13 protein-coding genes are annotated in these 20,276 nt (G+C 72.4%); 9 read left to right on the forward strand and 4 right to left on the reverse strand.

The features are described 5' to 3' along the window. Positions 1–21 precede the first annotated feature (21 nt). Complete coding sequence (locus tag ACSIH6_RS23605) at positions 22–1,758, reverse strand: proline--tRNA ligase (protein WP_435110539.1); 1,737 nt, start codon at positions 1,756–1,758, stop codon at positions 22–24. A 170-nt stretch (positions 1,759–1,928) separates the two neighbouring features. Here ACSIH6_RS23605 and ACSIH6_RS23610 point away from each other — a divergent pair, with 170 nt between their 5' ends. The 6 genes from ACSIH6_RS23610 to ACSIH6_RS23635 all read left to right on the forward strand — a co-directional run bounded on the left by ACSIH6_RS23610 (position 1,929) and on the right by ACSIH6_RS23635 (position 8,285). Further along, positions 1,929–2,771 carry a spermidine synthase gene (locus tag ACSIH6_RS23610; protein ID WP_435110493.1) on the forward strand — a complete coding sequence of 281 codons (843 nt, stop codon included), beginning with the start codon at positions 1,929–1,931 and terminating at the stop codon, positions 2,769–2,771. 372 nt (positions 2,772–3,143) lie between these two features. After that, positions 3,144–4,364 (forward strand): sensor histidine kinase, encoded by a 1,221-nt coding sequence (locus tag ACSIH6_RS23615; protein ID WP_435110494.1) that lies wholly within the window; start codon positions 3,144–3,146, stop codon positions 4,362–4,364. Then, on the forward strand, positions 4,361–5,029 hold the full coding sequence (locus tag ACSIH6_RS23620; RefSeq protein ID WP_435110495.1) for a response regulator transcription factor: 669 nt from the start codon (positions 4,361–4,363) through the stop codon (positions 5,027–5,029). Before ACSIH6_RS23615 ends, ACSIH6_RS23620 begins: the two co-directional genes overlap by 4 nt. A gap of 190 nt (positions 5,030–5,219) precedes the next feature. After that, on the forward strand, positions 5,220–6,488 hold the full coding sequence (locus ACSIH6_RS23625) for a cytochrome ubiquinol oxidase subunit I (RefSeq protein ID WP_435110496.1): 1,269 nt from the start codon (positions 5,220–5,222) through the stop codon (positions 6,486–6,488). 18 nt (positions 6,489–6,506) lie between these two features. Then, positions 6,507–7,430: a cytochrome d ubiquinol oxidase subunit II gene (locus tag ACSIH6_RS23630; protein WP_435110497.1), complete on the forward strand. Its 924-nt coding sequence runs from the start codon at positions 6,507–6,509 to the stop codon at positions 7,428–7,430. Between the two features lie 513 nt (positions 7,431–7,943). Next, positions 7,944–8,285 carry a hypothetical protein gene (locus ACSIH6_RS23635; protein WP_435110498.1) on the forward strand — a complete coding sequence of 114 codons (342 nt, stop codon included), beginning with the start codon at positions 7,944–7,946 and terminating at the stop codon, positions 8,283–8,285. Positions 8,286–9,136: 851 nt separating this feature from the next. Here the strand turns inward: ACSIH6_RS23635 and ACSIH6_RS23640 are convergent. From ACSIH6_RS23640 to ACSIH6_RS23650, 3 genes are all read right to left on the reverse strand, one after another. Then, positions 9,137–9,406 carry a DUF6406 domain-containing protein gene (locus ACSIH6_RS23640; protein WP_061079880.1) on the reverse strand — a complete coding sequence of 90 codons (270 nt, stop codon included), beginning with the start codon at positions 9,404–9,406 and terminating at the stop codon, positions 9,137–9,139. A 179-nt stretch (positions 9,407–9,585) separates the two neighbouring features. Then, entirely contained in the window at positions 9,586–12,012 is a 2,427-nt protein-coding gene (gene secA2, locus ACSIH6_RS23645) for an accessory Sec system translocase SecA2 (protein WP_435110499.1), read from the reverse strand. 119 nt (positions 12,013–12,131) lie between these two features. Next, the gene (locus ACSIH6_RS23650; RefSeq protein WP_061079882.1) at positions 12,132–12,746 is read right to left on the reverse strand and encodes a GTP-binding protein; all 615 of its coding nucleotides are present in this window, start codon (positions 12,744–12,746) and stop codon (positions 12,132–12,134) included. Between the two features lie 776 nt (positions 12,747–13,522). On the opposite strand from ACSIH6_RS23650, the gene hisS reads away from it, so the two are divergent. From hisS to ACSIH6_RS23665, 3 genes are all read left to right on the forward strand, one after another. Further along, on the forward strand, positions 13,523–14,857 hold the full coding sequence (gene hisS / locus ACSIH6_RS23655) for a histidine--tRNA ligase (RefSeq protein ID WP_435110500.1): 1,335 nt from the start codon (positions 13,523–13,525) through the stop codon (positions 14,855–14,857). A gap of 171 nt (positions 14,858–15,028) precedes the next feature. After that, the gene (locus ACSIH6_RS23660) at positions 15,029–17,485 is read left to right on the forward strand and encodes an ATP-binding protein (RefSeq protein ID WP_435110501.1); all 2,457 of its coding nucleotides are present in this window, start codon (positions 15,029–15,031) and stop codon (positions 17,483–17,485) included. A 166-nt stretch (positions 17,486–17,651) separates the two neighbouring features. Beyond that, entirely contained in the window at positions 17,652–20,165 is a 2,514-nt protein-coding gene (locus ACSIH6_RS23665; protein ID WP_435110540.1) for a LuxR C-terminal-related transcriptional regulator, read from the forward strand. Positions 20,166–20,276: the final 111 nt, after the last annotated feature.

Consider the following 20,276-nt stretch of genomic DNA (forward strand, 5'->3'; position numbering starts at 1 on the left):
CCCCCCCCCCCCCCCCCCCCGCTACGCGCGGCAGGCGGCGACGGTACGGTCCACGATCTCGGTCAGGGCGACCTCCTCACGGTCGCCGGTGGCGCGGTCGCGCAGTTCCACCAGGCCGTCCTTGAGGCCGCGGCCGACGATGACGCCGGTCGGGATGCCCAGGAGTTCGGCGTCGGTGAACTTGACGCCGGGCGAGACCCCCTTGCGGTCGTCCACGAGGACGCGCAGGCCCCTGGCCTCCAGCTCCCGGGCGATCCGCAGCGCCTCCTCGACCTGCTCGCCCTTGCCGGTACCGACCACGTGCACGTCGGCGGGCGCCACCTCGCGCGGCCAGACGACGCCCTTGTCGTCGTGGGACTGCTCGACGACCGCGGCGACGGCGCGCGAGACGCCGATGCCGTAGGAGCCCATGGTGATCCGCCGGGGCTTGCCGTCGGGGCCCAGCGCGTCCACCTGGAAGGCGTCGGTGTACTTGCGGCCCAGCTGGAAGATGTGGCCGATCTCGATGCCGCGCGCGGTGTACAGGGTGCCCCTGCCGTCGGGCGAGGGGTCGCCGTCGCGCACCTCGGCGACGTCGATGGTGCCGTCCGGGACGAAGTCGCGGCCCGCGACCAGGTCGACGACGTGGTGGTCGGCCTCGTCCGCGCCGGTCACCCAGGCGGTGCCCGTGACCACCCGGGGGTCGACCAGGTAGCGGACCTTGTTGTCCAGCAGCGCGCGGGGGCCGATGTAGCCCTTGACCAGGAAGGGGTTGGCCGCGAAGTCGGCCTCCTCCAGGAGGGCGACCTCGGCGGGCTCCAGCGCCGCCTCCAGGCGCTTGAAGTCCACCTCGCGGTCGCCGGGCAGGCCGACGGCCAGCAGCTCCCACTCCTTGGCGCCGGGCGTGCGGGTCTTGACCAGGACGTTCTTGAGGGTGTCGGCCTCGCTGAAGTCGCGGCCCAGCCCGGCGCCGTTGAGGAAGTCCACCAGGGTCTGGATGGTGGCGGTGTCCGGGGTGTGGTGGACCGCGGCCTCGGGCAGCCCCTCGACCGGCAGCGCCTCGGGGGCCGGGACGGCCACGGCCTCGACGTTGGCGGCGTAGTCGGACTCCGTGCTGCGCACGAAGGTGTCCTCGCCGGTCGGGGCGACGGCCAGGAACTCCTCGGAGGCCGATCCGCCCATGGCGCCCGAGGTGGCCGACACGATCACGTACTCCAGGCCCAGCCGGTCGAAGACGCGGATGTAGGCGGCGCGGTGGTCGGCGTAGGACGCGCGCAGGCCCTCGTCGTCGATGTCGAAGGAGTAGGAGTCCTTCATGTGGAACTCGCGGCCGCGCAGCACGCCCGCGCGGGGACGCGCCTCGTCGCGGAACTTCTCCTGGATCTGGTACAGGGTGACCGGGAAGTCCTTGTAGGAGGAGTACTCGCCCTTGACCAGGAGCGTGAACAGCTCCTCGTGGGTGGGGCCGAGCAGGTAGTCGGCGCCCTTGCGGTCCTTGAGGCGGAACAGGGTGTCGCCGTACTCCTCCCAGCGCCCGGTGGCCTCGTAGTACTCGCGGGGCAGCAGCGCGGGCAGGAGCACCTCCTGGGCGCCGATGGCGTCCATCTCCTCGCGCACGATCCGGGAGACGTTCTCCAGGACGATCCTGCCCAGGGGCAGCCAGCTGTAGACGCCGGGGGCGGCACGGCGCACGAACCCGCCGCGGACGAGCAGCTTGTGGCTCGGCACCTCGGCGTCCGCCGGGTCCTCACGCAGGGTGCGCAGGAACAGGGTCGACATCCGCAGTAGCACGGCCACTCCTCGTGGGACTTGTGAAATATGCACAGGAACTTGCAATGCCAAGAAAGACCTTGGCGACTTAAAAAACTTGGGATCTCCAGGCTAGCGCGATCCCGGGCACGCTCGCTCGGGCCTGTGCATAGTCTTGGGGCCGACGAACGGAGGCGGAAGTGGGCAGACGCGGCGCACGGGAGGAACCGGAGGTCGGCGGGGACTCGGGCACGGAGCTGCTGGCCGACGCCGACCGGTCCGACTCGTGGTTCCTGGTCGTGGACGGTACGCCCCAGTCCCACGTGGACCTGGCCGACCCCTCGTACCTGGACTTCTCCTACATGCGCCGCATCGCGCACGCGGCCGACCTCGTGGCGCCGCCGGGGGAGGCCGTGGACGCCCTGCATCTGGGCGCGGGCGCGCTGACGCTGGCCCGCTACGTGGCCCACACCCGTACCGGTTCCCGGCAGCGCGCGGTGGACGTGGACGCGCCCCTGGTCGAGATGGTGCGCAGGCGGCTGCCCTGGGACCGCAGGGCGCAGCTGCGCGTGGGCATCGGCGACGCCCGGGAGTGGATCACCGCCCGGCACGCGGACAGCGCGGACCTGGTGGTCAGCGACGTGTTCGCGGGCGCGCGCACCCCGGCCCGGCTGACCTCGGCGGAGTTCTACGCCGAGCTGGCGCGCGTCCTGCGGCCGACCGGGATGCTGGTGGTCAACATCGGCGACGGCGGGAGTCTGGCCCACGCCCGGAGCCAGGTGGCGACCGCGCGGACGGCGCTGCCGCACACGGCGCTGTCGGCCGAGCCGGGCGTGCTGCGCGGACGGCGGTTCGGCAACCTGGTCCTGACCGCCTCGCACAGCCCCCTGCCCGTGGAGGAGCTGGGCCGCCGCGCGCACCGGGACCCGGAGATGGCCCGCCTGGTGGAGGGCGAGGAGCTGGACCGCTTCGTCTCGGGCCGGTCCCCCGTGCGCGACGCCGAAGCCGTCGACTCCCCGGCCCCGCCGGACGGCGTCTTCTAACCGGAGCAAAGCAGGGAAACCCCAGCCGTGTGCCCGTAGAGCCTGCGCGTTCCCCCAGGGGGTGGACGTAGAGCCTCCCGCACGTCGCTTGCCAGGCACCCGTAGAGCGGACAGCGGCGCACCGCCGCTGCGCGCTCTACGGGTGGGTGGTTGCGCTTCGCGGAGGGCACACCCCCTCCCCCTGCTGCGAAGCGTTACGGCACGCTCTACACCAACCCCCTACGGCGCACCGGCACGGGACGTCCTACCTCTCCCCCCGCTCCCCCACGACCCCCTCCGGAGTGCGCCTACTCCCCGGGGAGTAGCCCGCCGCCGGAAAACCCTCCCCCGGGGTGACGGCTTCCCCGAGGGGAGCGCCGTACTGTCGGGGTTGTGGCAGCACTACTCCTCCGCCTTGCGCGTCCCGCGCGCACCGACGCGTGGATCGCCCTGGCCCTGCTCCTTCTGTCCCTGGGCAGCGTCCTGGTCATCGAACTGGTCGACCCGATCCCCGACGACCGCGACCCGTGGCCGTGGGGGTACGCGCTCATCCTCGCCGCGTGCCTGCCGGTCCTGTGGCGGACCTCCCTGCCCTGCCTCACCGCACTCGTCTCGGTCGTCACGGCGACCAGCTACTACCCCCTGGGCTTTCCCGACGGCATGGTCATGCTGTGCACCGCCGTCATGCTCTACACCCTGGTGCGCTGGGGGTACCGCGTGTTCGGCTGGACGCTGGGCGTCGGCCAGTTCGTGGCCGTCAACGGCTACGAGGTTCTCGTGACCGGGACCTTCCGACCCGAGGCGGTCGGCATCATCGGCTGGGTGCTCGTCCTGCTGTGCGCGGGCGAGGTCGTGCGCTGGCGGCAGGAGTACCTGCGGGCCGACCACGAGCGCGAGGCCGAGTCCCTGCGCACCCGGGAGGAGGAACTGCTGCGCCGGGCCTCCGAGGAGCGCGTCCGGCTGGCCCGGGACGTGCACGACACGGTGGCGCACAACATCTCCCTCATCAACGTGCAGGCGGGCACCGCCTTGTATCTGATGGAGACCGAGCCGCAGCGGGCCGCGGAGGCGCTGGCCACCATCAAGCAGACCAGCAAGGACACGCTGACCGAGCTGCGCGGCATGCTCGGCGTGCTGCGCGCCGTGGACGAGGCCGCGCCGAGGTCGCCGGTCCCCGGGCTGGACCGCGTGGAGGAGCTGGCCGAGGGCACCCGCCGCGCGGGGATCGACGTGGCCGTGGAGGTCAGCGGTGTGCCCGGGCACCTACCGGTGAGCACCGAGTCCGCCGCCTACCGCACGGTCCAGGAGGCGCTGACGAACGTGGTCCGCCACTCGGGGGGCTCCTCGGCGCGGGTGGGCATCGAGCACCGCGCGTCCTCGCTGGTCGTGGAGGTGACCGACGATGGCGCCGGAACCGTCGGGCCGCCGGTGCCGGGCAACGGCATCACCGGGATGCGCGAACGCGCCGCCCTGGTGGGCGGCACGGTGGACGCGGGCCCCCTCCGGGGTGGAGGATTCCGGGTGCGCGCCCGGCTCCCGCTCGACGGAGCCGTTTCGGACCACTGGACACCGGCTGCGCTCTCCCCCGACACCGAGGAAACGAGGCCCCGTTGATCCGGGTACTGCTCGCGGACGACCAGGCACTGGTGCGCGCGGGATTCCGCGCGCTGCTGGACAGCGCTCCCGACATCGAGGTGGTCGCCGAGGCCGCCGACGGCGGGGAGGCCCTCCGCCTGACCCGCGCCGAACGCCCGGACGTGGTCCTCATGGACATCCGTATGCCCGGTGTGGACGGCCTGGCCGCCGCCGGGCTCATCCTGGCCGACCCCGCCCTGGAGGCGACGCGGGTCGTCATCCTCACCACGTTCGACCTGGACGAGTACATCTTCGAGACGCTGCGCGCGGGAGCCAGCGGGTTCCTGGTCAAGGACACCGAGCCCGGGGACCTGCTGCGGGCGGTGCGGGTGGTGCACGGCGGCGAGGCGCTGCTGTCGCCGGGGATCACCCGGCGACTGATCGCCGACTACGCGCGCCGCCCGCCGAGCGCGCCCGACCCCTCGGTCCGGCTGAACGGGCTCACCGAGCGCGAACGCGAGGTGGTCGCCCTGGTCGGCGGCGGCCTGTCCAACGAGGAGATCGCCGCCCACCTGGTGCTCAGCCCGGCCACCGCCAAGACCCACGTCAGCCGGGCCATGGTCAAGCTGGGGGTGCGCGACCGCGCCCAGTTGGTCGTCATCGCCTACGAGACCGCCCTGGTCACCCCGAAGTGGAGCCGGTGAGTCCGGGACGCGAGCACCCCGGGCCGTCTCGGGGTCGCCTCGGGGTCATCCCGTACGCCCACCGGAGTACCTCCGCCGCAGCCCCTACCCTCCGGGAGGGCGGCGAGGAGTCCCCGCCGGGACGATGTGCCCGACCCTTCCGTAGTCGGATGCTTGACCGCGTTCCCACCGCCGAACGCGAGGCCCGACGATGTTCGAAGACCCCCTCCTGCTGGCGCGGCTCCAGTTCGCGCTGACCGCCGCCACCCACTACATGTTCGTGGCCCTGACCCTCGGGCTGGCCCCCTACGTCCTCACCACCCAGCTGGTCGCCACCCTGCGCGGCGACCGCTCCCGGATGACCGCCGTGCGGTTCTGGGGCGGCCTGTACCTGGTCAACTACGGGATGGGCATCCTGTCCGGACTGGTGATGGAGCTCCAGCTCGCGCTGAACTGGAGCGGTCTGCACTCGGTGTTCGGCTACACCTTCGCCGCTCCCCTGGCGCTGGAGACGATGACCGCGTTCTTCGTCGAGTCCACGTTCCTGGGGCTGTGGATCTTCGGGTGGGACCGTATGGGCCGGTGGGCGCACCTGGCCTGCTTCGCCGTGGTGACCGCGACGGCGTACGCCTCGGCGTGGTGGGTGCTGGTCTCCAACGGCTTCCTGCGCAACCCCGTGGGCTTCGAGATGGTCGACGGGGTGGCGCATCTGACCGACCCCGTCGCGCTGATGACCAACCCGGCGGCCGTGCTGGCCTTCGGGCACATCGTCACCGGCTCCCTGTTGGTCGGCGCCCTGGTCGTCGCCGCGACCAGCGCCTACCACCTCGTCCGGCGCGACGACGCGCACGGCGTCTTCCGGCGCGGCGTCCGCTACGCGACGCTGGTCCTGTGCCTCGCGCCGGTACCCGTGGCGGCCTTCGGCGGGGTGCAGTTCGGGCTGTTCGGCCAGGACCCGCCCACGAGCGGGCTGACCTACACCGCCGAGGAGATCGCGGCGATCGAGGCGGCGAACCCGGGCGGTCCCCTCCTGGACGCGGCCAACACGACCGGCGACCTGGTGATGATGACGTCGTGGGCGCTGATGTTCTTCCTGGGCCCCCTCATGCTGCTGGCCTGGCCCTTCGGCGGGCTCGACCGCTGGAGGTGGTTCCTCGCCCCGCTCGTGGTGACGCCGTTCCTGCCCTACCTGGCCAGCGTCGGCGGCTGGGTGTTCCGGGAGACCAACCGCCAGCCCTGGACGGTCGTGCACCACCTGACCACGGCTGACGCGGTGTCCCCCCTGTCCCCGGCCGCGGCCGTGCTCTCCTTCGGCTTCTTCACCGCGGCCTTCGCGGCCCTGGCGGCCGTCACCTACTGGCTCCTGGTGCGCTACGCGCGGCGCGGCCCCGGGGGCGGTCCGCTGGCCGAGCCGCGCACACGGCCGCCAGAGGACCCCTCCGGGCCCCGGGAGCCCGCCACCCCCGTCCACACGTACTGAGCCCGGAAGGCCGCAGCCATGGACCTCCTCTCCTCCGCACTCCTCGCCCTGCTCGTCGTGGGCTATCTCGTCCTGGCGGGCTCCGACATCGGCCTGGGCATGCTGATGCCGCGCCTGGCGCGCGGCCCCGAGCAGCGCCGCCGCGTGGTCGCCGCCGTCGCCCCCTACTTCCTGGCCTCGGAGGTGTGGCTGGTCGCCGCGGTCGGGGTCCTGGCGGGCCTGTTCCCCGCCTTGGAACACCACGTGGTCGCCGAACTGTGGCCCGTGCTCGCCGTCCTGCTGGCCGGGTGGCTGGTCCGAGACGCGGGGCTGTGGCTGCGCGCTCGTGTGGACGGCGACCGCTGGCGGATGGCCTGCGACTGCGCGCTCGTGGCGGGCAGTTGGGCCCTGGCCGCCTCGTGGGGCCTGGTGGTGGCGGGCCTGCTCGCGGGCGGTCTCACCGCGAGCGCGTTCACGCCGCTCTGCGCGGCCGCCGTCACAGCGCTGTTCGCGCTGCGCGGCGCGGCCTTCGGTGCCGAGCGGCTGGTCGGTCCGGCCGACTCCGAGAGCGCGGACGTGGCCGCCCGGGACACGCGCCCGCTCGCGCGCCTCGCCCTGGGGGCGGTGGCGCTGGCGGCGGTGGCTGCGGCGCTGCCCGGCGGTCCGGTCCTGGCCCCCGGGCCCGCGGCCGCGCTGGCCGCGGTGCTGCTGGCGGCCCTGGTGGCGACGAGCGGCCTGGTGGGTCCGATGCTGTCGCGGCACACGTCGGCGGTGGCGATCGCCGTCCCCGGTCTGCTGGTGGCGCTGGCGGCGCTGGAGCTGCCCTCGGCGCCGATACCCTCCACGACCGCGGTGTTCGTGTGGGCGTCCCTCGGTCCCGTAATTCCGGTCATGTTCGTCGGCCAGGTTTGGCTCTACCGAATGACACGCCGTCCGGCGGTCGCGCCGACCTTCTTCGCCTGAACCCGCCCGAGGTCTCCGCGCAGGTCAGTGCGGCCCCCACTCCCCGCGACGGACGAGGAGAGCCCACGGACCCGGCGGCGTCGGCGCCCGCCCCGGTTGGGGGTGACGACGAACGGGCACGGTCTCCTGCGGGAAACTCGCCCGTGACGCCCCCTCCCACCGGGGAGGCTCCGGCGTGATCGCGCACGGGCGCTGTCGAGCCCCTTGGAGGGACTGTGACTCACCAGATGACCACAACCCCCGACCTGCGTGGATGCAGCTGCGGTTCGGGCTGTAGCTGCGGCTGCCAGAGCGGCGGCTCCTGCAACTGCGGCGGAGGCTGCGGCTAGCGGGTCCCCCGCCCAGAAGAATCCCCCCTCCCCCTTTCGGCGGGCCGCCCCTCCCCGGGCGGCCCGCTCTCCTCCCCCCCTTCTTTCCCCGCCCCGCCTCCGCGTGTCGCGACAAGGAGCAATACTGCGTATACGCTGTGTTACCACGTGAAGCTGCGTATCCACGTGGTGGGGGAGATCAGCGATGTCGCCGTTCACCAGACCAGCGTCGGGGAGGGGTCACCTCTCCGAGCACGCGAGACTGCTCCAGTGCGTTCTGGGAATCCGGGAGCGCTCGGCGCGTGCGGTCCCCTGGGAGCCGGACACGGTCGGCATCCCGACCGCGGGCCCGTCCAACGCCCTGGCCCGGATCAACGACGTCGCCTTCTACGCGAACGCGCGCGACGAGGTGTCCGCCCTGGCCGGTATCTGTGTGGACCTGCTGCACCTGCACGCTCCCCGCGACGAGGACGGGAACCTCTGTCAGGGGTGCCGCCTGGCCTGGCCGTGCCCCACCTTCACCGAACTCTGCCGCCTGCTCGCCTAGCAGCGGAGCGCGGGCGGCCGACGGGCGAACGGACGCCGTCCGCCGGAGTCGGGGCGCGATCCGACTTCGACGGACGACCGTCCTCACCTGCCGTCCGCTGACGTCCCACGGTCGAGCCGTCGGGCGCCCTCACCGGTCCAGGCACCTCCAGAGACTAATACTGAAACGCGTTCTACCGCAAGACCCAGGTCCTCGAGTTCCATCGGGGAACCGGGCGAACAGGGAGCGTTGGCCAGTGGAACAGGATCTACTCAACGCCGGGCGGAGAGGTCCTGAAGACGTCGGGGCACCGCGCGGCAGGCACCTGGCAGGAAACGCGTACGCGCACCGGAACGAGAGGAACCGCCCCGCGCGGCGTCACGCGGGACACGAGGGCCGGGAAGGGCCTCCCCGCCTACGCGGGGCGGCCAGGCCCAGGGGCGGGGGACAGCCCCTGGGACCGGCCTTGGGGCGGCAGGGCGCAGCGGCCCGTGGACTCTCCGAGAGCGGGGGGACCCTCCCTTTGGCCGCTGCCGGGGCGCGCCTTGCTCCACAGACGTTAACGAGGAACCGGTAACACGAACACCCTCCATCAGATAACCGGAACGTCTCGATTCACACTGGTGGACGCGCAGCCCTCATCCGTGACCTGCGCCGATGCGCGTTCCTCACCGGCACTTCGCCTCTGGAGCCCCAGGATTAACACAAGCCACATAGACACCAAAAACCTCTCCGGGCGACACCCGAAATGAGGGGCTACGACAAAACCGAGGGTCGACAATCCCCCGCCGGTAAAAGGTTGCAGGGGGTTGCGTCCCCCGGCCGGAACAAGGAGAACGAAGGCCCCGGGTGTTCGCCCGGGGCCCCGAGTCTCAACTTATTCGCGTGGCCAGCAGATATGCGGAGGGAGTATCCGCGTCAACAATGTCGGTCACCCTCCACGCCTGTCCGCCGACACTGAACACGTCACCCACCCGGACGTCGATCATGGGCGTGGGCCGCCACTCCTTCGGTCCGCCGATCTTGGCGACCGGCTGGCCGTCGTCACCCACCCAGAAACTGCCCCCGCCCACCGGGCCACCCGCGAATCGGTCGTTCCGTCCATAACTGATCTTCTCCTGCGCACCGACCTCGTGGATCACGGTGAATTTCGTCCCAACCGTCTCGGGTTTCGTTGAAAACGCAGCCATGTTAACCCGGACGGGGCAATTGGTGATGCCGTTTTCGGGCTTGTGGGGCGTTTCGAGCAGAGTAGCTGACAAAAGTAATGCGCGGGCCGGGACTTTGGTCCCGACCCGCGCATCCGTCCGTGGGAGAACGGTCAGCTCCCGCTCCCCCGGCCACCCTTGAGCCTGCCCACCAGCGTCTCGAACGCGGAACTGAACGGGTGGTCGTGCACCATGTACGTCCACGTCATCGACGGGCGCTTGACGCCCACCGAGCTCACGTCCAACTCGCCGTCCACGACCTCCAGCTCCTCGAAGCTCTCGGCGGCCCGGGCGCGCGCGTCGTCCAGGAAGCCCTTGAAGACCGGCACCGCGTCGCGGTTGAACTCGTCCAGCGGGTCACGGCGGCCCAGGAAGCGCAGGTGGATGCCCTCCCGCAGCTCCGACAGGAAGGCGTTGTGGTCGGTCCAGCCCCGGTCCAGGTGGTAGAGGGTGATGAGGCGTGCCGCCCGGGCGACCTTCTCCTCGTTCCTCTCCGCCTCCTCGGCATCGACCTCCTGCCCGCGCCCGGCGACCTCGGTGCCCTCGACGCTCTCCTCGCCTTCGGCGGCTTCCTCGGCTCCGGTACTCTCCTCGGCCTCAGCGCCCTTCCCGGCCAGCTCCTCCAGCAGCTCCTCGTGCCGCTTCTTGCGGTCGTCCCTGATCTGCCGGTCGCCCTGGTCCCCGGTCAGGACCATCTCCCGGTGCTCCAGCACCACGTCGCGCTGCACGTCGATCAGCTGGTTGTACCGCCAGGTGTTGCGGTGCACCTCCAGCAGCTGCCCCTCAGCGACCCGCTGCGCGTGGTCGACCATGGCCAGCCAGCCCTGGTCGGTGATCTCCCCCTCCGAGGTGGTCTGGTAGCCCGTGGTCTCGGGGGCGTGGTTGACCACCAGGTCGTCGTCCATGCTGACGAAGAAGATGGAGTCGCCCGGGTCGCCCTGGCGCCCCGCGCGGCCGCGCAGCTGCCCGTCCAGGCGGCTGCTGGGGTAGCGGCCGAAGCCCATCACGTACAGGCCGCCGGTCTCCACCACCCGCTCGCGGTCGGCCATGTCGCTGCCGCCCAGGCGGATGTCGGTGCCGCGCCCGGCCATCTGGGTGGAGACGGTGACGGCACCGTGGGTGCCCGCCTCGGCGATGATGGAGGCCTCGTCGGCGTCGTTCTTGGCGTTGAGGACCACGCACTCCAGCCCGGCCTCGCGCAGGCGCCCGGCCAACAGCTCGGACTCGGCCACGTCCTGGGTGCCGATGAGGATCGGCCGCCCGGACTTGTGGACCTCCTCCACCTTGGCGATGAGGGCGTCCTCCTTCTCCTCGCGCGTGGCGTACAGGCGCGTACCGTGGTCCTCGCGGACGTTGGGCTTGTTGGAGGGGATGACCGCGACCTCCAGCTCGTAGAACTCGCGGAGCTGTTCGGCGACGGCCATCGCGGTACCGGTCATACCGGCGCGCGTGGGGTAGCGCAGGACGAGCGACTGCACGGTGATGGAGTCCAGCACCTCGCCGGTCTCGCTGAGCGCCACCTTCTCCTTGGCCTCGACCGCGGCCTGGAGGCCGTCCGGCCAGCGCTGGAGCAGGGCGATGCGTCCGCGCGACTCGTTGATGAGGCGGACCTCGCCGTCGCGCACCACGTAGTGGACGTCGCGCTGGAGCAGCACGTGCGCGTGCAGGGCCAGGTTGACCTGCGGCAGGACGGAGGTGTCGTCCTCGGAGTACAGGTCGACCCCGTCCAGCGCCTTCTCCACCGCGTCGATGCCGGCGTCGGTGAGCTGGACGTTGCGCCCCTCACCGTCGACCTCGTAGTGCAGGCGCGGCTTGAGCCCGCGCACGACGTCGGCCATCTCCACGTCGGCGTCCACGCTCTCCGCGGCGCCGGCCAGGACCAGCGGGACGCGGGCCTCGTCGACGAGCACCGAGTCGGCCTCGTCGATGATCGCCACGTGCGGCGGCGGCACGACCCGGTCGGCGATGTCGGTGACCATGCGGTCGCGCAGGACGTCGAAGCCCAGCTCACTGACGGCCGCGTAGGTCACCTCGCAGGAGTAGGCGGCGCGGCGCTCCTGGGGGGTGGAGTCCTCGGTGATCCAGCCCACGGTGACGCCGAGCATGTCGTAGAGGGGGCGCATCCACTCGGCGTCGCGCCGGGCCAGGTAGTCGTTGACGCTGAGCAGGTGCACGCGCCGGCCGCGCAGGGCGAACCCGGCGGCGGCGAGGGCGCCCGCCAGCGTCTTGCCCTCGCCCGTGGCCATCTCGGCGACGTGACCGTCGAGCAGGGCCATGACACCGAGGAGCTGCACGTCGAAGGGTCGCTCGTCGAGTGAGCGCCGGGCGGCCTCGCGGCCGACCGCGCACAGCGACACGAGGTCGTCGCGCTCGTAGGGGAGTTCGGCGTTGCCGAGTTCGATGGCCTTCTCCGTCAGCTCGGTGTCACTGAGCTCACGCAGACCATCCTCCCCGGCCTCGATCGCCGACAGGAGCTTGGTATAGGGCCGCAGATCCACCGCACCGGGCTTACCCAGGAAGCGGCGAACGCCTTCCGCCATTCGTCCGAACACCACCACAGGGTAACGCCGGACACAACCGTTGAGAGAACCCCGGGCGCCCACATGTGCGGACGGTTCCGTCGAAACCGCCCCCGGTCTGCCACGGGGCGCCCGGCGCCTCAGGCGAACTGGCGCTGGTGGCGCTGGCGGGCCTCCACCGCCATGGCGTGCTTGACCAGGGTCACCAGGACCCGGACGACGGAGTTGCGGTCGCGGGCGTCGCAGTGCACGACGGGCACGTCCGGGGTCAGGTCCAGGGCGTCGCGCAGCTCCTCGGGGCTGTGGAGGTTCTCGGGGTCGAACTCGTTGACCGCGACGACGAAGGGCAGCCGGTACTGGCGCTCGAAGTAGTCCAAGGCCTGGAAGGTGTCCTCCAGGCGGCGGGTGTCGGCCAAAATCACGGCGCCCAGCGCGCCCCGGACCAGGTCGTCCCACATGAACCAGAAGCGCTGCTGTCCCGGGGTCCCGAACAGGAAGAGGGTCAGGTCGGTGTCCAGTGAGATGCGGCCGAAGTCCATCGCGACCGTGGTGCTCGTCTTGTCCGGGGTGTGGGAGAGGTCGTCCACGCCCGCGCTGGCGGCGGTGACCGCGGCCTCGGTGCGCACGGGCGGGATCTCCGAGACGGTGCCGACGAACGTGGTCTTCCCGACCCCGAACCCCCCGGCGACGATGATCTTGGTGGACAACTCGGTGGAGGCGTGGACGTTGTTCGTGCTGTTGACTGGATCGATCACAGTTAGTCCTAGCGGGAGTGCCGGGCCAGCGGGGCGGACGGCGCGCACGGTCCGGTCCTCGGAGTACGCGACCCGCCGGGGTCGGTACCGACGCGAGAGGCACCGTTCCTGGAACCTAACACCGGATGGTCGGTGGGGAAGGCGTTTTGGCTCAGTGGTGCGACATGCCACACAGCCGGCTCGTGGGGTTCGCGACTCCCGGGCAGAGGGAGGAGCCGTGGGAGTCGGGTGGCCGTCCCGTGGCGGTGCGTCCCCCGCCCGAAACCGACCGTGAACAGATAAGCACACACCTGTACCCCGGAAGGTCGACTTTACGACATTGTGAGCGGTCATTTTCGGCCGCTTTCGGCCGCGCTGATCCCTGTCCGGCGGGGTCCGCGGAGTCTACGGTGGAGGCAGGGCCCCCGCACCGGCAAGTGCGGTCGCGGAGAAGACTCCTGGCACGAGGACGCGACCATCCGCGGGAGCCCCGGCGGCGCCCCCGGACACAGGGCCACCCACCGACGTCTCGCTCTTCGACGTCGGTCCGGTCGACACTCCGGTCCGGCGCGCCAGCGCCCCACCGGCCCACAACCGTCCACGTGGGCCGGTGGTGGCCGGACCGCGGGGAGCGGTCGCGGCGGCGTTCCGTTCGTCGCGCCACCCTCCCGCCCGGGTTCCCCGTAGACTGGACCGGCCCTCCCCCCGCCCGACGAGCGAACCCGCGCGTGCGCACGCGCGCCGCGGCGCGGACGGGGCCAGCAAGCCGAGACGAGACTGCGAGCCGAGAACCCCACATGTCCGATCAGCGCGTCGTCCGCCCCACTCCCATCAGCGGTTTCCCCGAGTGGTCCCCCCAGGTCCGGGCCGTGGAGCAGTGCTGGCTGGACCATATCCGCGCGGGGTTCGAGTCCTTCGGCTTCGCGTCGGTGGAGACGCCGTCCGTGGAGAACCTCGACGTGCTGACGGCCAAGGGCGAGACCTCCCAGGAGGTCTACACCCTGCACCGCCTCCAGGCCGACGCCAAGGACGACTCCGACGCCAGGCTCGGACTGCACTTCGACCTGACCGTGCCCTTCGCCCGGTACGTCGCCCAGCACTTCAACGCACTGGCCTTCCCCTTCAAGCGCTACCAGATGCAGCGCGTGTGGCGGGGCGAGCGCCCCCAGGAGGGGCGCTTCCGCGAGTTCACCCAGTGCGACATCGACGTCATCAACGTCGACTCCGTCCCGCTGCACTTCGACGCCGAGCTGCCGCGCATCGTGCACCGGGTGCTCAGCGGGCTGGACCTGCCCGCCTGGACGCTCAACGTCAACAACCGCAAGGTCCTCCAGGGCTTCTACGAGGGCCTGGGCATCAAGGACCCGATCGCGGTCATCCGCGCCGTGGACAAGCTGCACAAGATCGGTGACGACGGCGTGCGCCAGATCCTGCTGGCAGACGGCCTGACCGGGGAGCAGGCCGACGCCTGCCTCACGCTGGCCCGCGTCCGGGGCACCGGCTCCGGCGTCGCCGAGCGGGTCCGCGGGCTCGGGGTCTCCTCCGAGCTGCTCGACGAGGGGCTGGAGGAGCTCTCCTTCGTCCTGGAGGACCTGGCCGACCTGCCCGAGGGCAGCGTCGTGGCCGACCTGTCCATCGCCCGCGGCCTGGACTACTACACGGGCACGGTCTACGAGGCCTCCTTCGACGACGACCCCGGCTACGGGAGCATCTGCGCGGGCGGGCGCTACGACGACCTGGCCGGGCAGTTCATCCGCAGGCGGCTGCCGGGCGTGGGCATCTCCATCGGCCTCACCCGCATCTTCGCCAAGCTCGTCGCCGAGGGCCGGATCGAGGAGGGGCGCGCCTGCCCCACCGACGTGATGGTCGTGGTGCCCGGCGCCGAGCGCCGCAGGGAGGCCCTGCGCACCGGGGAGCTGCTGCGCGGGCGCGGGTTCAACACCGAGGTGTTCCACTCCACCGCCAAGGTCGGCAAACAGATCCAGTACGCCGCCAGGAAGGGCATCCCCTTCGTGTGGTTCCCGCCGTTCGGTGAGGACGGCGGCCACGAGGTCAAGGACATGGGGTCGGGGGAGCAGGGTCCGGCCGACCCCGCCACCTGGGCTCCCGTGAGCCCGGAAAGCACGGAGTAACCGCTCCATAGCACCTTCCCGACCGGCGTGGGCGGTTTCTGTCCGCTCATGCCGGAACCGGCCATTCGGAGGACAACCGGGGGCTGCGGGTGCGACACTGGGAACGGCGTTCCCCGCGCCGCCCCCGCAGCGGCGGCGCGGGCCGATTTCGGTGTCCTAGTAATCGAGGCCATGTCTCCTCCCCGCCACAACCTGCCCCTGTCCGCCGGCGAGTTCATCAGCTTCGTCGGACGCGAGCGCGACATCGTCGACCTGGGCCGCCTCCTGGGCACCGCCCGGATGGTCACGCTGACCGGTACCGGCGGTATCGGCAAGACGCGCCTGGCCCTGCACCTGGCCGAGCGCGTCATGCGCCGGTTCCCCGACGGCGTGCGCTTCGTCGACCTGAGCGAGGCCTCCACCCACGACCAGGCGCTGCGCGCGGTCGCGGGCAGCCTCCAGGCGGTGCAGGACGACTCGCGAACGATGACGGACGCCGTCATCACCTCGCTGCGCACCCGCAACCTGCTGCTGCTCCTGGACACCTGCGAGCACGCCGTGGGGCCGATGGCGCAGCTGTGCCAGGCCGTGCTGCGCGACTGCCCCCGGGTACGCATCCTGGTGACCAGCCGCCAGCCCCTGCACGTGCCCGAGGAGAACATCTGGCGGGTGCCGCCGCTGTCCCTGCCCGCGCGGCCCACCCCCACCGACCCCTACGCCGCCGATCCCGCGCCCATCCCCCGGCGCGACACCCAGCGCTACGAGTCGGTGCGCCTGTTCGTCACCCGCGCGCACGCCGCGCGCGCCGGGTTCGAGATGACCAGGGAGAACTCCGGTTACATCGCGGAGATCTGCCGGATGCTGGACGGTATGCCGCTGGCGATCGAGCTGGCCGCCGCCCGGGTGCGGGTGCTGTCCGTGCAGCAGATCCTGCGCCGTCTGGACGACCGCTTCCAGCTGCTGACCAGTGACGGCTCGGAGGACCTGCCGCCGCGCCAGCGGACGCTGCGCGCGGTCCTGGAGTGGAGCCACGACCTGCTCACCGAGCCGGAGCGGCTCCTGCTGCACCGGTTGTCGGTGTTCTCCACCTGGTACCTGGAGGCCGCGGAGGACGTCTGCTCGGGCGAGGGGGTCGACCCCGCCGACATCCTGCCGCTGCACTTCTCCCTGCTGGACAAGTCGCTGGTGGTGATGGACGCCGAGGTCGACGGCACCACCCACTACCGGCTGACCGAGACGGTGCGCGCCTACGCCGCCGAGCACCTGGCCGACAGCGGCGGCGAGGACGACCGGTGGGAACGCTACCTGCGCTTCTGCGTCGCCCGGCTGGAGGAGTGGGCCAAGAGCTGCTGCGCGCCGCTGCCGTGGGGCGAGCGCCTGGGGCGCCTGCGGCTGCTCGACCACCACCGGGAGAACCACGCCCGCGTGGTGGACTGGGCACTGTCGCGGGGGCGCGTGGACGAGGCCCTGCGGGTGTGCGTGGCGCTACGCCCCTACTGGATCGTGCGCGACCTGGCCGCCGAGGGCAGCCGCCTCCTGGAGCGGGCGCTGTCCACCGACTCCGACGCGCAGTCCCCGCACCTGCGGGCGCGCGCCCTGGCCCTGCACGCCGAGCTGCGGCTGGACCTGGACGCGGTGCCGCGCGTGTCCACCCTGGCCCTGTGCGCCCTGGAGGCGGCGCGGGCCTGCCGCGAGGCGGGGGCCGCCGCCTCCGCCCTGGCCACCCTGGCGGCGCTGTGCCTGCGCACCGGAACGCTGGACGAGGGACAGCAGCACGCCGACCGGGCCGGGGTGTGGGCCTCCCAGGTCAGCGACCCCATCACCGAGGCGGCCACGCTGGACGTGCTGGCCCAGCTGGCCCGCCGCCGCGGTGAGACCGAACGGGCCACGGCCCTCCTGGAGCACAGCGTCACGGTGGCCGACAACCTGGGCGACCGGTGGAGCGCGGCACGCGCCCTGCACGGGCTGGGCTCGATCGCCGCCGAGCGCGGCGACTTCGCTCGGGCGCGGGAGCTGTTCTCCGACGCCCTGTCCGTCTTCGGCGAGCTGGAGGCCGCCCCCGCCACCGCGCACTGCGCCCGGGAACTGGGCCGCCTGTACCTGGCCGAGGGCGAGTCGCTGCTCGCCCGGGAGCCCCTGGCGACGTGCCTGCGGGTGAGCTTCACCTCCGGGCGCAGGCTCGCGGTGGCACGGGCCCTGGAGGCGCTGGCGGAGCTGGCCCTGGCCGAGGAGGAGGCCGAGCGGACCGCCGCCCTGGTGGGGGTGGCCGCCGACCTGAGGGCGGCGCTGGACCGCCCCTCGGCCGAGACGCTGCGGCTGCGGTCGGCGGCAGAGCGGCGCGTGGGCGCGACGCGCACCGCCGAGGCGTGGAACGCGTGGCGTCCCCTGCCCCTGGAGCAGGTGCTCGACCGCGCGCTGGCCTTCCCCCGGCCGCAGTCCTCGGGACCCTCGGGTCCGGATTCGCTGACCCCCCGGGAGAGGGAGGTGGCCGAGCTGGCCGAACAGGGTCTGTCCAACCGCGAGATCGCCGAGCGACTGACGATCAGCCACGCGACGGCGGCCCGCCACATCGCGAACATCTTCAGAAAACTCTCGATTTCCTCGAGGACGCAGTTGACCGGCTGGGCCGTCTCGGGTGACGGTGGCTGACACGGTCCCGGCCGACGGGACGCACTTGCACAGTGCGCGTGCACCCGCTAAGACAGGAACCCCGGGTACCAGAGCCCACACCGACGACCTCCGCTTCTGCCGACCTTCCCCCAACCCTGGTGAGAACCTCCCCCGACAGCCCCTACATGTGAAGGCCATGGCACCTTTGACCGCGCCCGCGCGGCACAACCTCCCCCGTCCGGGCACCGGATTCGTGGGCCGTGAGCGGGACCTGAGCGACCTGCTCCGTCTGCTCGGCTCCAGCCGCTCCGTCACGCTGTGCGGAACCGACGGCCTGGGAAAGACGCGTCTGGCGATACGCGTGGCCGAGCAGTCCACCGCGTGGTTCCCCGACGGCGTGTGGATGGTCGGCATGGCGGACGCGCGCACGACCCTGGAGGTGTACGCGCGGGTGGCCGCCGCCGTGGGCGTGGTGGAGGAGCCGGGGCAGCCGCTGTCGGTCACGGTGACCGAGGCGCTGTGCGAACGCCACCTGCTGCTGGTGCTGGACGCGTGCGAGCACGTCGCCGAGCAGGTGGCGGAGGTCGGCGAGGCCCTGCTGGCCTCCTGCCCCTCCGTGTCGATCCTGCTCACCAGCGAGGATCCGGTCCGCCTGTCGGGCGGCACCGTGTGGCGGGTGACGCCGATGGCGCTGCCGCTGCCCGCGCGCAAGGGGCCCCAGCCCGACCCCGCCGGGGCGGAGGCGGTGCGGCTGTTCATGGACCGCGCCCGCGCCCGCGACCCGCGCTTCTCGCTCTCGCGCGAGGAGATGGAGACCGTGACGGAGCTGTGCGACCTGGCGGGCGGCATCCCGCTGGGGATCGAGGCGCTGGGCGCGAGCGCGCCCGGGGTGGGGCCCGCCGTGCTGGCCGAGGGGCTGCGCGCGCACCTGTCCTCCCCCGAGGTCCAGCCGGGTCCGGGGCAGGCGGTTCCGCGCAGCGAGATGCTGCCGGTGGTGCTGGACTTCGTGTACGCCGGACTGCCCGAGGCCGAGCGGGTGCTGCTGCGCCGCCTGTCGGTGTTCCGTGGCTGGAACCTGGAGCTGGCCGAGCAGGTGTGCGCCGACGAGGCGCTGCCCGAACCGGCCATCCTCGACCTCGTGACGTCCCTGCTGAACCGCTCCCTGATCACGGTGACCGGCGAGTTCGAGGGCCGGGTGCGCTACCGGCTGCCGGAGGCCGTGCAGCGGTTCGCGCACTCCCGGCTGGTCGGGGCGGGTGAGGCGGAGCTGTTCCAGGAGAAGCTCCTGGACCGGATGCTGCGCCTGGCCGAGGACCTGGGCCAGAAGCTGGAGTCGAGCCGGGTCATGCCCTGGAGTGAGCGCGACTCGGGACGCCAGCGCGTGATCGCCGAGTACGACACGCTGCGCTCCCTGCTGCGCTGGGCGCTGGAGCACGGCGCCGCCGAGCCGGGCCTGCGGCTGTGCGTCAGCCTGACCGCGCACTGGGTGAGCCACCAGAGCTACTCCGAGGGAGCGCACTGGATGGACCGCCTGCTGGAGCTGGAGGACGCGGCGAAGGCGCCCTCGCGCGCGCGGGCGCTGGTGGGCCGGGCCCAGCTGGCGCGGGTGCGGCGCGACCACGGGTTGGCGGTCTCCCTGGGCGAGGAGGGCCTGCGGCTGTGCCGCGAGGCCGGGGACGACGTGTTCGTCCGCGTCGCGCTCAACCTGCTCGCCCTGGTCGAGGTGCGCGAGCGCGTGTCGGACCAGGCCGCGGTGCGGGTGGAGGAGGCGCTGCGGCTGTGCCGCGAGTCGGGCGACCTGTGGGGCGAGGCGATCGCCCTGGGCACCCGGGCGGCCCTGGTCGCCCAGCAGGGCGACCACCCCACGGCCGACCACCACTACAACGCGGCGCTGACGCTGCTGCGCGGGATCGACCACCGGTGGGGCGTGGGCGTCACCCTCATGGGCCAGGCGCGCGCGGCGGAGGCCAGCGGCGACCTGATGACGGCGGACCGCTGCTACCGGGAGGCGCTGGACACCCAGCGGCTGATCGGGGCGGCGGCCGAGGAGGCGCGCTGCCTGGCCGGGATCGGCCGCGTGGCGCACGCGCAGGGGTCCACGGGCCAGGCCTACGACTACCTGAGCGAGGGGCTGCTGCTGAGCCACTCGACGGGCCAGCGCGCGGACGCGGCGCGCGCCCTGACCGCGATCGCCCGGGTGGCGTTCGGGGCGGAGTCGCGCGAGCCCGCCTGCCGCCTGGCGGGCGCGGCGATGAGCGTGCGCGAGCGGCTGGGATTGTCCACGAACGAGGCGCCGTGGCCGTTCACCGACGTGGAGAAGGTCCGTCGGCGCCGCCGCCAGCTGGTGGGCTGGTGGGAGCAGGGCCGGACCCTGGCCCTGGCGGGCGCGGTCCGCGAGGGCGAGCAGCTGGCGGAGGAGGCGCGGCGCCCGCCGCCGCGCCGCGCCGCACCGCCCAGCCGTCCCGCGCGCGGGCGCCGGGAGCGGGGAGGGCCCGCCCCTGCCCCGGAGTCGGTGACCCCCGAGGAGCGGCTGACCCGGCGTGAGCTGGAGGTGGCCCTCCTGGTGAGCCGGGGCAGGAGCAACCCGGAGATCGCCCGGGAACTGTTCATCACCCCGTCGACGGCGGCGCGGCACGTGGCCAACATCAACCGCAAGATGGGCTTCCACTCGCGTACGCAGATCACGTCCTGGGTACGCCACCACCGGACCTCGGACTAACCTGCCCGATCTGCCCTGTTACGCCCGGCTCGCCACCGGGAGAACCCGCCTCCGCGCCGAATCTACATATGCAGGTGCATAGCAATATGCATGTGCATCTGGCTGTGAACG

Source organism: Nocardiopsis synnemataformans (genome assembly GCF_965343085.1).
GTDB classification, from domain to species: Bacteria; Actinomycetota; Actinomycetes; order Streptosporangiales; family Streptosporangiaceae; genus Nocardiopsis; species Nocardiopsis alborubida.

Coding starts and splice junctions, on each gene's coding strand:
- ACSIH6_RS23605 (WP_435110539.1), bottom strand. CDS start 1,758: ATGTCGACCCTGTTCCTGCGCACCCTGCGTGAGGACCCGGCGGACGCC.
- ACSIH6_RS23625 (WP_435110496.1), top strand. CDS start 5,220: ATGTTCGAAGACCCCCTCCTGCTGGCGCGGCTCCAGTTCGCGCTGACC.
- ACSIH6_RS23630 (WP_435110497.1), top strand. CDS start 6,507: ATGGACCTCCTCTCCTCCGCACTCCTCGCCCTGCTCGTCGTGGGCTAT.
- ACSIH6_RS23635 (WP_435110498.1), top strand. CDS start 7,944: ATGTCGCCGTTCACCAGACCAGCGTCGGGGAGGGGTCACCTCTCCGAG.
- secA2 (WP_435110499.1), bottom strand. CDS start 12,012: ATGGCGGAAGGCGTTCGCCGCTTCCTGGGTAAGCCCGGTGCGGTGGAT.
- hisS (WP_435110500.1), top strand. CDS start 13,523: ATGTCCGATCAGCGCGTCGTCCGCCCCACTCCCATCAGCGGTTTCCCC.
- ACSIH6_RS23660 (WP_435110501.1), top strand. CDS start 15,029: ATGTCTCCTCCCCGCCACAACCTGCCCCTGTCCGCCGGCGAGTTCATC.